The sequence below is a fragment of the Acinetobacter sp. UBA991 genome, from assembly GCF_002292065.1.
GTDB classification, from domain to species: Bacteria; Pseudomonadota; Gammaproteobacteria; order Pseudomonadales; family Moraxellaceae; genus Acinetobacter; species Acinetobacter higginsii.
The window spans coordinates 99,717-114,692 of the sequence record NZ_DBBF01000023.1 but is presented as its reverse complement, the minus strand read 5'-3'; the positions used below and the strand labels follow the sequence as shown (position 1 = coordinate 114,692).

15 protein-coding genes are annotated in these 14,976 nt (G+C 40.8%); 12 read left to right on the top strand and 3 right to left on the bottom strand.

Annotated elements, in window-relative coordinates:
* The first annotated feature begins 8 nt into the window (after window positions 1-8).
* The 3 genes from B2727_RS09535 to B2727_RS09525 are packed head-to-tail and all read left to right on the top strand — an operon-like array spanning window position 9 to window position 4,949.
* Window positions 9-1,673, top strand: coding sequence for an OmpP1/FadL family transporter (locus B2727_RS09535; protein WP_171066456.1), 1,665 nt, complete (start codon window positions 9-11; stop codon window positions 1,671-1,673).
* On the top strand, window positions 1,673-2,911 hold the full coding sequence (filE, locus tag B2727_RS09530; RefSeq protein ID WP_033133458.1) for a putative pilus assembly protein FilE: 1,239 nt from the start codon (window positions 1,673-1,675) through the stop codon (window positions 2,909-2,911). The genes B2727_RS09535 and filE overlap by 1 nt, the downstream gene beginning before the upstream one ends.
* Before the next feature lie 19 nt (window positions 2,912-2,930).
* Entirely contained in the window at window positions 2,931-4,949 is a 2,019-nt protein-coding gene (locus tag B2727_RS09525) for a hypothetical protein (RefSeq protein WP_033133459.1), read from the top strand.
* 43 nt (window positions 4,950-4,992) lie between these two features.
* Here B2727_RS09525 and B2727_RS09520 read toward each other — a convergent pair whose 3' ends face one another.
* A complete protein-coding gene (locus B2727_RS09520) occupies window positions 4,993-5,541 on the bottom strand; it encodes an NUDIX hydrolase (protein ID WP_033133506.1) in 549 nt (182 codons plus the stop codon).
* 120 nt (window positions 5,542-5,661) lie between these two features.
* Between B2727_RS09520 and B2727_RS09515 the strand changes: the two genes are divergently transcribed.
* From B2727_RS09515 to fghA, 7 genes are all read left to right on the top strand, one after another.
* Window positions 5,662-6,276 carry a CoA pyrophosphatase gene (locus B2727_RS09515; protein ID WP_162180579.1) on the top strand — a complete coding sequence of 205 codons (615 nt, stop codon included), beginning with the start codon at window positions 5,662-5,664 and terminating at the stop codon, window positions 6,274-6,276.
* Between the two features lie 24 nt (window positions 6,277-6,300).
* Window positions 6,301-6,828, top strand: coding sequence for a gamma carbonic anhydrase family protein (locus tag B2727_RS09510; RefSeq protein ID WP_162180581.1), 528 nt, complete (start codon window positions 6,301-6,303; stop codon window positions 6,826-6,828).
* 131 nt (window positions 6,829-6,959) lie between these two features.
* Complete coding sequence (tsaB, locus tag B2727_RS09505; protein ID WP_005205726.1) at window positions 6,960-7,658, top strand: tRNA (adenosine(37)-N6)-threonylcarbamoyltransferase complex dimerization subunit type 1 TsaB; 699 nt, start codon at window positions 6,960-6,962, stop codon at window positions 7,656-7,658.
* Window positions 7,659-7,666: 8 nt separating this feature from the next.
* Complete coding sequence (locus tag B2727_RS09500; RefSeq protein WP_004655558.1) at window positions 7,667-8,488, top strand: undecaprenyl-diphosphate phosphatase; 822 nt, start codon at window positions 7,667-7,669, stop codon at window positions 8,486-8,488.
* Window positions 8,488-9,297 carry a class I SAM-dependent methyltransferase gene (locus tag B2727_RS09495; RefSeq protein ID WP_033133461.1) on the top strand — a complete coding sequence of 270 codons (810 nt, stop codon included), beginning with the start codon at window positions 8,488-8,490 and terminating at the stop codon, window positions 9,295-9,297. Before B2727_RS09500 ends, B2727_RS09495 begins: the two co-directional genes overlap by 1 nt.
* Before the next feature lie 203 nt (window positions 9,298-9,500).
* The gene (locus B2727_RS09490; protein ID WP_033133462.1) at window positions 9,501-10,946 is read left to right on the top strand and encodes a C13 family peptidase; all 1,446 of its coding nucleotides are present in this window, start codon (window positions 9,501-9,503) and stop codon (window positions 10,944-10,946) included.
* Window positions 10,915-11,754, top strand: a complete 840-nt coding sequence (gene fghA / locus B2727_RS09485) for an S-formylglutathione hydrolase (protein ID WP_033133463.1) — start codon at window positions 10,915-10,917, stop codon at window positions 11,752-11,754. Before B2727_RS09490 ends, fghA begins: the two co-directional genes overlap by 32 nt.
* 90 nt (window positions 11,755-11,844) lie before the next feature.
* Here fghA and B2727_RS09480 read toward each other — a convergent pair whose 3' ends face one another.
* Together B2727_RS09480 and B2727_RS09475 are read right to left on the bottom strand one after the other, a co-directional pair.
* Entirely contained in the window at window positions 11,845-12,852 is a 1,008-nt protein-coding gene (locus tag B2727_RS09480; RefSeq protein ID WP_033133464.1) for an OmpA family protein, read from the bottom strand.
* A gap of 116 nt (window positions 12,853-12,968) precedes the next feature.
* Complete coding sequence (locus tag B2727_RS09475; RefSeq protein WP_004655547.1) at window positions 12,969-13,244, bottom strand: DUF2218 domain-containing protein; 276 nt, start codon at window positions 13,242-13,244, stop codon at window positions 12,969-12,971.
* Between the two features lie 181 nt (window positions 13,245-13,425).
* On the opposite strand from B2727_RS09475, the gene rpe reads away from it, so the two are divergent.
* Window positions 13,426-14,112: a ribulose-phosphate 3-epimerase gene (gene rpe / locus B2727_RS09470; RefSeq protein ID WP_004804570.1), complete on the top strand. Its 687-nt coding sequence runs from the start codon at window positions 13,426-13,428 to the stop codon at window positions 14,110-14,112.
* 369 nt (window positions 14,113-14,481) lie between these two features.
* The gene (locus B2727_RS09465; RefSeq protein ID WP_033133465.1) at window positions 14,482-14,907 is read left to right on the top strand and encodes a hypothetical protein; all 426 of its coding nucleotides are present in this window, start codon (window positions 14,482-14,484) and stop codon (window positions 14,905-14,907) included.
* Window positions 14,908-14,976: the final 69 nt, after the last annotated feature.

The window sequence follows — 14,976 nt, the reverse complement described above, 5'->3', positions numbered from 1 at the left end:
TAATAATGGTGAAACACCTTAAATTATGTCCATTAACGATAGCGATTTTTTTTGCTGGGCTATCGAGTGCTACCCATGCACAACTCGGACAAGACCTATCTGTAGATTTGCGTTCTTTATCATTAGGGAATGCAGTTACCGCGGATCCCCCTGGAATTAGTGCAGTTCACTTCAACCCTGCAGCACTTGCTAAACTAGACGGTTTACAAACTGATGTGCAAGGGATTCTAGCGAACTTTGCTATTAAACGAGATTATGCTGCGCCTGCTGGCTACAATGTTTTTGGCTATTCGGATGATCCGATTGTTTGTAATGATGGGCCTGAAGTTGACTCGAATATTTGTACTGACTTTAAAGGAACGGTAAGTGGTGATGTTGAATATGCCAGTATTTATGTGCCTGTTTTAAAGAAAATTGTAGATTTAGGACCGAACTCCCCATTAGTTGCGCCCACTGCTGGTATTTCTTATAAACCACCTGGCTCAAAAGTAACTTACGCAACAGCAATTTATGCACCACTTGTAGCTGGTTTTGGTGCAGAAGATGGTAATCCAAGTAACTATATGGGGCAGCAGGTTGCTCTAGAGCGAATTACCTATTTATCGCCTTCATTTGGTTATCAGGTCAATGATAATTTATATCTCGGTGCTTCAATTGGGATGTCCTATCAAGCCATTGCGATGAAAACGGATTTACGTTTCCCAAATGAGCTGATTGGGGTATTACGTATGGTCGATGAAGTCGTTTGTGGACCATTTAAACAAAATGGAGACATTATTACTGACCTCCTGCTTTTTGGTATTTGTAATGCCAAAGAAGGAATGGATCCTTTTAGTAAGGTCGGATCTCTGGATGTTTCACTAGAACAGTCTTTAAGTCCAAGCTATAACTTGGGTTTATTGTGGGAACCTACGGATGACTTTAGCTTTGGGATGGTGTACCAAAGTGAGGCGAAGATGCGGTTAAAAGGTAAATATTTAATTAATGTTGCGGAAGCGCCACAACAATTAATTGCTGGGTTGAACTCATCTGCAACAGGTCAGATTCTTGCAGCAATTTTAGGATTTCCAAGTTATGCACCCCCAATAGAATCTGGGTTGTTAGCAATGGATTTTAAATATCCACAGCATTTTAAAGCTGGGATTAAATATAAAATCTTCCCTGATTTGCAAATGAACTTTGATTTAGGTTGGACGGATTTCTCTGCTTGGGACAAGTTTAGATTTGAGTTTGATCGCCAAATTTCTTTGTTAAAAGTTGCTAAGCTTTTATCTAACGATGTAACCGATCGATCATTATCTTTACCATTAAAGTTTCAGTCTTCTTGGCGTTGGGGGATTGGCTTTGAGTATTCTGCAACAGATCGCTTGAAATTACGTATGGGCTATGAGCCTCGTACTAGTTCAATTCCTGATGATAAACGGAATACCATGGTGCCGATTAACAATGCACAATTGTTCGGTTTAGGGATCGGTTATCGTTTTGATCAGGACACAGATTTAGATTTATCACTTGGCTTTTTACGTAGCCGTGACGATATTCCTGCAAATACCAGTAGTCTTTCAAACCAAACAGGGGTGAATAACCTGTTATTAAACCCTTATGCAGGTTTGAACGTCAAAACAAATACAAAAGTCACTTTACTCGGGATTAACTACAGAACAAGATGGTAATGCAAAAGAAAAGGACTCAGCAATCGGCACTTGCTATTTCATTATTACTTTTAATGGTATCAAGTGTTTCGACTGTTTATGCGGATGGTTTCTATACGATTATTGGTCCAGATGGTCGTCCAATGGTTGTGCCTATGAAAATTGGAAAAAAAGAAGCAGAGCCTCGTAAGCAGCAACAGGAACCTCATGCTGAAAAAGCATCACAACCAACGATTACTAAGATCAATCCAGTAGAAACAGGAATTGTACCACTTGAACAGAAAAGGGCGGTAGAAACCCCTAAATCATTTGAAACCAAACAAAGCCAACAAAATACAGCTGAAAAGATTTTAATTGAGTCAAAAGTCCCAGAGCCCAAAGTTATTGAACGAGCAGTCGATTCATCTAAAACGACGAAGATAGTCAATAATGAATCTGGAAAAGAATCTTCAGTACCAACTAAAAAATTAAGTGAGACTCAAGTTTCTTCCAACCCTTTGACAATAGAGAAGCCAACAGTTGAAAAAACACCATTAACTAAAAGTGTTTCTAATTCTTCAAATGAAACTACCTCAATAGTTGGATTTAATAAGGTTGATGGTGTGGATTATGTCAATAATGAATATTTAGAAAATCAAGAATTTAATTTGGATGGAAAAAAACGCTTTTATACGATACCTGATGGCACTGGGCGTACTGAAACGATAGAACGGAAAAAAGGAGTAAGTCGGTCAGTTCTAGATAAAATTCTAAATCGATCACAGCAATCAACAGCTCCAATTGCGTTATCTGGCACTTATATTCGTTTATCGAGTGATGATCTAAAATTAGCTTTTGAAAATGATCGTTGTTTTTTAGAGAGTTATAAAAAATCAATCAAAACTCTGACACTTAAAAAAGATATCGGATTATGGCCAAGAAAGCCTCTTAAGGAAAAATTTGAATATGAGCTAGTGAAACTAGACTCTTCTATTCAGTATATGCAAATTGATTCATATTCTTCCAATAATGAAAAACCTGTTTATTACTGGCCTTTAGTTGTATTTTTGGACGAAAAAGGGTGTATTGAAGAGGGTGTAAGTGGATTTAAAAATAGTAAAACTGCTGCGACAGTGTTACAACATTCGGGTATCCAAGGTGTGATAAAAGTACCAGTAGGTGCGCATTACATGATGATGACGCCACTAGCATCGGCGGTCGATGTTTCTGAACAAGAACTTTCTAATCAAGGACAGATAAAAATTTCTGTTTTACAGTAATCATGGATAGGATTAACCAATGATGAACAAAAAAATATTATTGCCATTTGCACTTTCAACGTTGGCTATTTTTTTACATGGTTGCGGTGGTGAAAGTGCCAAAATCAATGAAGACCCCAATAAAGGTGTAACAGGGGTAACTTCAAATACCAGTTGTGATATTACTGCGACGGATTGTTTACAGTTTGTTCTAGATTACCCAGTAGCGGGTTTAAATTTTGATTGTAGCAGTGATAAGGTCAATCACTTTGCTACAAAACTAGACGGTAATATCGTTACAGGTGCGTGTAAGTTAGGTGATACTGTAACTTTTTATCTTCAAGGTGCTGAAAGTCCAAGAAAAATTAGTTTAGGTACAGTTCAATTAGATAACATTACAAAAACGAAAGTAGCAGCAGTACCTGCGCGAATCAGAATTCTTGATTTAGCGACAGGCTTAACGGGACAGACACCTGCTAGCTTAAGTGTCAGTGATGATACGATCAGAGTTGCCATGGCTTTGGCTAAAATTTTTCAGAGCCAGAGTGTTGCAAATGATATGAATGTCATTGGTGATGTACAACCAATTGAGTTCAGCACGGAAAAGAAAAATGCGCTTGCTGCTATCAGTCGTGATATTGGTGTGACCGAACTAAGTAGTGGCGCATATGCTGAAATTTTAAAGCCATGGTTGGATGTAAGCAAAATCAATGATGAGCAGGCTTTTGCCGTTGTCACACAATTACTGAATCTAAGTAATGTGGGGGTATTGTATGCTGAACTCCCTCTTTTTAAAGCCGGTAGCAATGGTACAGTTGTGGCAGTTCCTAACGAGGGCAGTGGTATATTTCCTGATGGCCTCTTTGGATGTAATAGAGAACTTTATAAGGACTGTCTCAATATCGGTGAAGATAAAGGGGCTAGTTTACGGCACTCGATGGGGCGGTTTGAATTATTAACAGATCGTCAGGGTTATACGATTGGTTTTGGTCAACAGTGGCGAGGAAGCCCGATTATTACCAATGGTGTCGTATCTCCGCCTATTGTATTGCTAGGAACAACGAAACCAGAAAAGCTACAAGTCAATGCCCAAAAAGAATGGTTTAACTTGGTTAATCAAGAGATTAACTCGAATCAGCCACTACGTTTTACATTAAACAATAATGCAAGCGAAGATGTGTTAATGACACAGGGTAAGTTGATTAATGGAACCAACATCGCCAGTACTGAGGCTGTCTATCGACAGTTGATGAAATTAAAATCGACGGATCCATTTAACAATGCAAAAGATTTGGGTTTATGGCAGCAGAGCCTTGCTGGTGTAAACTATAAAGGGGTGACGGATGTATTTAAGGTCAACCCAGCTAGTTATTTACCAAAAGATGTCTTTACTACAGAAGAGAATGTTAGATCGGGACAGCGTTATGCATTCCCATTATATGCAACTCTGACTTTTAAATTTCAAGAGACCACCCTTCCATCAGTTGATTTAGGGATCGTGATTGATGAACACGGTGATATTCGCACTGATATTAAAAAGGATGCAACCGCAACAGATATGTCAGGGAGCTGTGCTAAAGCAGAACCACAAGCTGATGGTACATTTATTGATGAGTATGGTGTAACACAATATCGAGTGGGTACGACAGGTGGGGCACTTTATTCGGCGAATGATAAATCAATTACCGTGCGTATGATTTTAGCAAATCCAAAATTTGGTGCTATCGAAGGTGTATTACTCGGTTTGAACTTTACCTCCTTAAATGGTCAAAATAATATTAGTGGTGCGAAAATTAATGTGCATAACTTATTAAATGGCCAAGCCACAGGAATTAACTTAACCAACTTCTCAAATAATACGGTTTCTTGGTTGAATAATTCTGCTTTATATCTGACCGCTTATATCAATGCTTACGATAAAGAAGGAACAGATAAGAGCAAGTTGGTTGAACCAACGGCTCAAGAGCGTGCTTTTGCAAAAGGTTATCAAGGAACTGCAAGTATCCGTATTGCAGACCAAAGAATACCAGCATGTAATGCAATTAAAGTGAAATCTTAGTATATATCAATAAAAAAGACCGCAATGGCGGTCTTTTTTTATTTTAACCCGTATGGTCGAGTCGTGTTCCTAGCGTTTCTAAATGGGTTGGAAAAGTCCCTATTTTACGATCCGCAAAATAATGTCGAAGTGTTTGTTCTACACTCGGAAAAGCCAATTCGGTCCAAGGAATTTCATGTTCTTCAAACAAACGGCATTCGATACTTTCTTCACCCGCACCAAATAAGCCTTGTTTTAAATGCGCTTTGAATAGGACATAGATTTGGCCAATACGTGGAATATTGTACATACAATACAGCTGTTCGATTTCTACTTCGGCCTCGGCTTCCTCACGGGTTTCACGTGCCGCACCTTGCTCCATGGTTTCAAAGAGCTCCATATAACCAGCAGGTAAGGTCCACAGACCATAGCGTGGCTCAATTGCGCGGCGACATAACAGCACCTTGTCATCCCATAGGGCCAATGCACCACAAATCACTTTGGGGTTTTCGTAGTGAATGTTGCCACAATGAGTGCAGACAAGTCGTGTTTTATGATCACCGAGTGGAATTTTTGCTTCAGTTTGATGTCCACACGCAACGCAAAAGCTCATAATTATCATCAACCGTAGAGATAGCTCAGCATAACTGAATTTTGATGACTTGGCATCATGATCTATGATTGCAGTTAAAATTTCGGCTATGATGCTGAATAAGGAAAAAGAGAAAAAGAGATGAGTCATATGGAAGAACCATCGTTAATACAACTTTTACAACAACGGTTGCGTTTTTCCAAACGAATCCAGCAGGCGGATGCTGCGGTTTTGATTGCAATTACCCAAGAAATTCAACCGAAAGTCTTACTGACCCGCCGTTCTATGCAGTTGTCTCAACATGCGGGAGAGGTGTCTTTTCCCGGTGGAAAACGTGATCCAAGCGATACCAGTAATATCGTGGTTGCCTTACGTGAGGCACAGGAAGAAACAGCCCTAAATCCATTTGATGTTAAACTTCTGGGTGATTTACCGATTCAGCGTGCACGCAGTGGTCTCTCGGTTAAACCCATTGTGGGATTAATCCCTGCTCAGGTCGATTTAATCGCTCAACCTACAGAAATTGATCGAATTTTCTTTGCACCATTACAAGAGTTGATGGATGCTCCACCTTTGCCTTATGAAGTCCGTTTGGCTAGGCAATCGCTGTATTTTCCAAGTATGCAGGTGGAAAGTGAAATTGTGTGGGGACTTACGGCTCGCATGTTAATTTCCTTATTTCAGTATGGTTTAGGTTATCAAAAAAATTGGCCGTTCTTGGTGAATCCACCTCATTTTGGGTTATCTAAATTCTAATTTTTTTAAGAGTTATTAATCATGATGTATACCTATCAGGGATTGAGCCCAAAAGCGTTACATGAACCTTGGGATGGCTGGGTTGCTCCAACAGCAACAGTAATTGGTCAAGCAGAATTGGGTCGTCAGGTGAGTATTTGGTTTGGCGCTGTGGTTCGTGCCGATAATTGTGTGATAAGAATTGGCAATTTTTCCAATATTCAGGAAAATGCAGTATTACATACTGATGCAGGCATCGAATTGAATGTGGGGGAATATGTCACGATTGGGCATAAGGTGATGCTGCACGGTTGTACGATTGGTGATAATTCCTTAATTGGCATGAATGCTGTAATCCTTAACAATGCAGTGATTGGCAAGAATTGTATTATTGGAGCCAATGCACTGATTCCTGAAGGGAAAGTGATTCCTGATAATTCAGTCGTGATGGGATCACCGGGTAAAGTAGTGAAAACGCTGGATGAGCAGGGCGCTGCCCGATTGCGTTTAAGTGCCTTGCATTATGCCGAACATTATAAAAATTTCTTAGATTTAGCGCCGTTCCAGTTTTAATCATTTCAGTGTAATCAGCCAAGTTTATGCTTGGCTTTTTTATGGTGATAAAAAGACAATAACTCGCCTATCGCGTTTGAGTGGAGTATGATACTCGACGTTTTTTATCTCTTTTTCTCTAAGGTTTTTGCATGAAGTTGCTTGCATTGGAAACTGCAAATGAGCAGTGTTCTGTTTCATTAATTGATGATACTCAAGAACTCTATTTTCAATTGGATGAGCGAACCAAGGCACAAACTCAAACCATTTTACCTTTAACGGAACAAGCCCTGTTGCAAACGGATACGCAATTGGCTGACTTAACTGCGATCGCATTTAGTCGTGGTCCAGGATCATTCAGTGGTGTACGCATCAATGCGGCGGTAGCACAGGCCTTAGCGTGGTCGCAAGATTTACCTGTTATTCCTGTTTCAAGTTTACAGGCTTTGGCGCAGGCGGCTTATCGTCTCAATGGTTTAGAGCAGGTGACAGCTGTTCTCGATGCGCGTATGCAAGAAGTCTATATTGCCAATTTTAGTCTAGATGAGCAGGGCATGATGCAGGCCATTGATGATGAGAAATTGTTAAGTTATGAGCAGGCCACAGCGTATTGTCAATTTACAGCGATCGGTTCGGGTTCAGAATTAATTAAGCCAACTGACATAGACTCAGAAGCGGCTTCCAATCAGCACACGTCAAATGTCAACATTAAGGCAACGGCGCAGGACATTGCAACGATTGCACGCGTGTATGCGGCACAACAAAAATGGGTCGATGCTGAATATGCGCTGCCTGTGTATTTACGTGATGATGCTTGGAAAAAAATTCCCGAACAAGGTAAAGCGAACTAAGGTTAATTATGGATCTTTTATTGCTATTTAAAGCAGCAATTATGGGGTTGGTGGAAGGGATTACCGAATTTCTACCGATTTCAAGTACAGGACATTTGATTTTAACAGGTCAGCTGTTGGATTTCTGGACTGTTGAAAAAAGGGATATGTTTGCGGTGGCTGTACAGATTGGTGCAATTGCGGCCGTGATCTATGAATATTGGGGTAAATTGTGGGGTGCACTGATTGGTGCATTAACAGGGCAAGAGCAAGGCCGCCGTTTAAGCCTGAATCTGATCATTGCCTCAATTCCAATTGTGATTATTGGTTTGACCTTCGGCGATGTGGTTAAAGCTTATTTATTTAATGCGATTACCGTTGCGATCGCCTTGATTGTCGGTGGTTTTATTATTTTATGGGCGGAACGCCGTCCACATCAGATCGTCACTCAAGAAGTGGATGATCTGAGTTTTAAACAAGCGACTTTAATTGGTTTGATTCAGTGTCTGGCTTTGATTCCAGGAACGTCTCGTTCAGGCTCGACCATTATTGGCTCATTATTCTTAGGCGTATCACGTAAAGCTGCGGCAGAGTTTTCCTTCTTTTTAGGGATTCCAGTGCTGATGGGTGCAGGCTTACTAGATATGTACAAGATGCGTCATGAGTTGCATAGCAATGATATGGCTGTGCTAGGCGTAGGAATCATTGTTGCCTTTGTTTCGGCTTTGGTGGTGATTCGCGCTTTGATTCGCTATGTCTCTAAACATGACTTCACCGCATTTGCGTACTATCGCATTATCTTTGGCTTGTTTATTCTTGCAACATGGTGGACAGGTTGGGTGCATTGGTAATGCAAATGCGATGTTGGTATCCAGCGGAATATGAACAACCGTTTCAACAACTGCAAACTCGTTTGGCTGAACTAAATGTGCAGCTCAACGGGCAGGTGGTTGAAAAAATTAATGCACGTTTTTTACGTTTGAATCCTGACATGGCATTGATTTTGGATGAGGATGGGCTCAGTCTCGCTGCCAATGGCATGAAAATGCAGCCTGATTGGCGTGCTGAAATTCCTCGTCTGAAAAGAGCCAGCCTGAAATCAGAAATGATTGCCAGAGCCTGTCAGTTGGGTGAAAAGCCAACCTTAATTGATGCCACCGCAGGTTTAGGGCATGACAGTTTATTGATGGCCCATCTGGGGGCGAATGTTCGTTTAGTTGAGCGCCATCCGATTCTGTTTATGCTATTGGAATATAGCAAAGCCAACGCTGAGCAAGATCCATTTTTGCAAAGCTCTATGCAGCGAATTGAGCTAATTTATGCAGATTCCAATACCTATTTACAGCAATTAGGTCAGCAAGGCGAGCAGGTGGATGTGGTGTATTTAGATCCAATGTTCCCACAGCGTGATCAGAATCAACAAGCAGTCAAAAAACAGGCACAAGTCAAAAAACAAATGCAATTGTTGCATATGTTGTTGCCTGAAGATGGCGAGATGGATTTAGGTGATCAGCTACTGCATTTGGCTCAACAGATTGCCAAACGTGTTATTGTGAAGCGTCCACGTCACGCAGTTTATCTGGCAGATCAAGCCCCTGATCATCAATGGCTCGGTGATGCCTGCCGTTTTGATGCCTATTTTCCAAAAGGTCAAATTTGAATCAGAATTGAATGATTGTTTGGCTTGCGTCAATGCTCGGTAAAGATTTGTGATATAGTGCAAAAGCATGATTGCTAAAAAATTCTTGTCGAGCTTACACTACAGTCGCGCATCGCGTTTTTTAGGAAAAGTACTGTCCATTCAATGATTAGAATGGCATATTTTCAGTTTAGGCTTGAAAAGAGAAACTCCCGAAGAATTTTATGATAGACCTTAAACCCTCTATTAATATTTGGCATGATTTTAAAAGTAACCAAATTGCTGGAATGTGGTTGTTCCTCGGGTCTCGTCGTTCCTTACAGATCGTTCATCCCTCGATTACCCAACTGATTATTTGGGGAATTCTCGGAGGATGTACCAACTCTTTATATAGCTGGTTAGTCGCAGGCCAAGTGGGAGAGTTTAACTCCCAAGGTCTAATTGGTTATGCACTTTGGCCTTTCATTGCTCTCATTGTTGGTATATTCCTTTCGCAACGCATGAACCAGCCACGTCTGATGCTGGTACCTGCCTTGTTATGGTTGGTGCTGGATACCAATATTCTACTGTTGCAATGCATCATTCAGTATTTGGGCTCGAACGGCTATCTCAATTTTATTCCTGACAGTATTTATAACGGCTTCCTGCCCCCCTTATTTGTTGGACTGTTTGTTTGGCAAAGTTTGGCTGTGATCTGGGTTTTTTCACGTGCCTTGAATTGGCCGTGGTGGGAACGTGCCTTGGTTTTTGTCGCAACCATTGCCACTATGGTGGTTTGGCAGCTTTCAGTGAAAGATCAGCCGATTTGGAAAGTGGAAGAAACCCCACCAAGCTTCGCTGAAGATGCTTTTTATGCACAAAGTCATTTGTTAGATAAAGCGCTGGATCAAATTCAATATGGTGATATCGCCAAAAGCCATTGGTATTTTATGGGGGTGGCCGGTGATAGCTATGTGGATGTGTTTAAATCTGAAATTGAGCGAATAAGAGAACAGTTCGATACGCGTTTTGGAACCTTTGGGCGCTCGATTATGCTGATTAATAATCCTGCGACACGTTTAGAGGTCCCGATTGCCTCTAAAACCAGTATGGAATTGGCTTTACGCCGTATTGGTCAGCAGATGAATCGGGATAGTGATGTCTTGTTTCTGTATATGACCTCGCATGGTGAGCGTAATCATTTTGAAATTGAAAATGCACCCTTAAATTTAGACCAAGTTGATCCTAAATGGTTAAGAGAAACATTGGATAAATCGGGGATTCGCTGGCGTGTGATCGTGATTTCAGCCTGTTATTCAGGTAGTTTTATTCCTGCATTACAGTCACCCGATACTTTAATTATTACGGCGTCTGCCGCAGATAAAACCTCGTTTGGCTGTAATAATGAAGCGGATTATACTTATTTTGGTCGAGCGTTCTTTGATTTGGCGATGCGCGAACAATATTCAATGAAAACTGCATTTGAGCAAGCCAAACAAACCGTGACTAAATGGGAAATTGCACAGGGCGTAGAACCTTCTGAACCCCAGTGGGCGATTGGACGCAATATGGAACTGATGCTGCCACAGCTTGAGCCCTATTTATTTCCAACTCAGAATATCGCTTCGACAGATATAACCAAAACACAGGATGATGAACATGCAGCTACTGCAAAAAAACCGCTGTTTTGAGGGTGAGCAACGTATTTATCAGCTGGAATCTCAACATTTAAAGGGAAGCAGTAAGGTGGGTGTATATATGCCTCCTGCTGCTTTAGCGGGGAAGCCTTGTTCAGCTTTGTTTTATCTTGCAGGGCTGACCTGTACTGAAGAAACCTTTGCCATCAAAGCACATGCGCAACGAATGGCTGCTCGATTAAGTCTGATTTTGATTACGCCTGATACTTCTCCACGTGGAGATGATGTGGCTCAAGGTGATCACTGGGATATTGGTCAGGGTGCTGGCTTTTATCTCAATGCAACGCAACAGCCTTGGGCTGCGCATTATCAGATGGAGTCCTATCTAGTAGATGAACTGTATGCACATGTCTTGCAAGAATTGCCTGTGATCGAAAACCAAATCGGTATTTTCGGGCATTCAATGGGTGGACATGGCGCTCTAACCTTGGCCTTTAAATACCCAGAGCAATTTAAATCGGTTTCGGCGTTTGCGCCAATTTGTGCACCAAGTATTTGTCCTTGGGGTGAAAAGGCATTCACCCAATATTTGGGTCCTGATCAACAACAATGGCTCGCACATGATGCGACGGCTTTGGTTCAGCAAAAGGGCAGTGTATTTGATGAAATTTTAATTGATCAAGGTTTGGATGATCAGTTCTATGCGCAATTGAACCCTGAAAAGTTTAAGCAAGCTTGTCTGGATGCAGGGCAACACCTGACTTTACGTCAACACCAAGGCTATGATCACGGCTATTACTTCATTCAAAGTTTTATCGATGATCATTTACAGTTCCATGCGATTCAATTAGAAAAAAATTAACAACCGAAAGGTTCTGCTTAGGGGCTGTTGTTTGAGCCTATAACATAAGGCATAGCTGAAAATGCCAGCAGCCCCTAATTTGTTAGAGCATTATAATTTTACTAATTCGACTCTTCTGTTTTTTGCTTTACCTTCTTCACTCTCGTTACTTGAAACCGGTTTGGTATCGCCAAAGCCTTGCGCCTTTAAACGAGATGGATCAATCCCTGCATCGGTCAATGCTTTGACAACAGTTTGTGCTCTTGCTTGAGAGAGTTTTAAATTATGTGCGGACTCGCCTGAGTTATCGGTATAGCCATTAATTTCAAGTTTTAGCGCATCATCACTTTTTAATAAGTTCAGTATTTGGGTGATTTGTTCATCTGAGTTTGCTAATAGTGTTGCTTTATCTGTTTCAAAGTTAATCTGTATATCAACTTTATTATTTTGATCTAAAGCTGCTTTTAACTGATTTGCCGATAGGGCTTGTGCGGTGATTTCTATAGGTCGGGTTTCTAAGACCAATAAACCCGCTGATAGTCCACTTTGAGTGATTTGAAACCAGATATCTCGATGATTTTGATGAATCACATAGCTTTGCGTTGGATTGTTATAAATATCACCTAATCCATCCACATAAGCTACACCATATTTTTCTGAAAGTTGGGTGCTGAGTTCTGTCGGAATTTTACTGTCTGTAATTTTTTTGCCGCCTAGGCTGCTAATAACCGCATCCAAATTACGCTGTAGCTCCAAGAAGGAGGCTTGTTTGTTATTTTCTTCCGCATCGATCCGTCCATTGAAAAGCTGACCCTCAACTTTCTCAAGTTTGTCTCCGACCCAAAACTCCATTTGAGCGAATTTTTCAGTGGATTGATGAGCAAAATGATAGCCTTTAGGGAGTTGAATAAATGGAAAATCTCCAAGTTCAACATTCGAAATCGGAATTTGATCGATATTGAAGCTATCGGTTTTTGTTTGTGCTTCAGCTGATTGATGTTCTGGAGTCGGGGCACTTGTCTCGGCTGACTCTTGTTTTTCTGGTTTTTTACTACAACCGATGGTCGTTAGGCTGATGATTGCCGTCATTAACATGACGGATGAAAATTTCTTATTCATATGCTTTCCCTATTTAAGGCATACATGATATCCAAAACAAAATACTATTTTTAATTTTAAGCGGACAGATTGAGTTGAAATACGGATCTGCCCGCTGATTTAACACTTTTTATTTTTTAACTATGCTGCCATTCAGCAACGAATTCCTGTTGCGCCATCCGGTTTAAATGATCCAGTACCACCTGTTCTAGACGCGCTACATCTTCTTGTTGATTTTCAATCAGTACAGCCAAATGTTGTTCCTGTGGTGTAAGTGTCACCGTAGCAGTCGGCATAAAAATTTTTGAATGGGTTTCGGTTTCTAAGACTTCAAACTTATGTTTCCAATGGTTCAGTAAGCGCTTACTGATTCGTTTTCCTTCAGTGGTTGTGATTTGAGTCGTACTGTTCATGTTTTAGACATCCTCTTATTTCACTCCATACCATAGCAAAGCTGAGAAAAGATAAAAATAGTTCAGATGCAACGCGTTGTTGCAAGTTTGCAATGTCCTAATAATGACTTTGTAACAGACTTAAGTTCGCTAAATTTGCTATAATCCTTGCATTATTTTCTTAGAGTTTGCCAGGTCGTCCATGTCCAAGCCTTATTTAATTGCGCCTTCGATTTTATCTGCTGATTTTGCACGTTTAGGTGAAGACGTAGAGAAAGTTCTAGCTGCGGGCGCAGACGTTGTACATTTTGATGTGATGGACAACCACTATGTACCTAACCTGACTTTTGGTGCAGGGGTATGTAAGGCACTGAAAAACTATGGCATCAAAGCGCCGATTGATGTGCATCTCATGGTTTCACCTGTTGATCGTATGATCGGTGATTTCTTAGAAGCCGGTGCAGATATTATTACCTTCCACCCAGAAGCAACGGATCATATTGATCGCTCATTACAGTTGATTAAGGCCGGTGGCGCCAAAGCAGGCTTGGTGTTCAACCCAGCAACGCCATTGCACTATCTTGATTATGTATTGGATAAAGTTGACCAAATTTTGTTGATGAGTGTAAACCCAGGCTTTGGTGGGCAGAAATTTATTCCAATGACTTTGGAAAAGCTTCGTCAAGCACGCAAAATTATTGATGCCAGTGGTCGTGATATTCGTTTAGAAGTAGATGGCGGCGTAGGACCGGCCAATATTCGTGAAATCGCAGAAGCTGGTGCAGATATGTTTGTTGCAGGCTCAGCAATTTTTGGTCAGCCAGACTATAAAACCGTGATTGATCAAATGCGTGCAGAGTTGGCACAAGTTGGTGCAAAAGAAGTTTAGTATTTTCATTCTATTATTCACATAGTCTTGTGGATAACTTTGTTTATAACTCGGTGGATAACCGTGTTGATAACCAGGTGGATAAAATGTTGTTAAAATAAACAAAATGATTTCAGTTGTTTATATTGGCAACAAAATGATGAAAAAAGGACAGTTTTCTGTCCTTTTTTTGTGCATTAACTTATTCATTTTGCTTTATTTTTGCTCATACTTATTGATGTGCTGTTTAGCTTGATAAAGCAGCAGTTTGGAGCGAGGTTTGGGTGGGATGATCGAAATTCAAACACAAAGATGATTGTGCATAACTGCAAAAGAAATTATCCTAGGCAGATTAAGTTATTTTTTTGATGATTGGAATAAGGAACATAAGTGCAACTTCTTAAGCGATACAAACGCCTGTGGTTTGTATTCCTGATGATATTTTTCATCGGGGGAAGTGGCGTGGCTGTTGCTGCTGTACAAGCGATTCAATCCGATCAAAATACTTCAACGGTTATGCCAAGCATGGCGTGTCACGATCAGCAAATGATGGATCAACATCATCAGATGCCAAATTCGAAAAGTGACTCACTGAGTTCAGCACAGTGCCATGATGGGAACATGCATAGCGATCAACATTGTCTGGACTGCAATAGTACCTCACATTGTCAAAGCATAAATCTGGGATTAGATCAAAACAGCCCAAGTTTAGCATCTTCACCATTTTTAGAGCTCAGCACACGTACCAATACGGACTATCAAGCTCGACATCTTGCTGGTTATTGGCAAGAGATTTTACGCCCTCCTAAAGCCTGATCTGTCTTTACTCGGCTCTTTCTATTCATGAACAGAGCAATTTGAAAAGCTAACAGATTAGGAAATTAT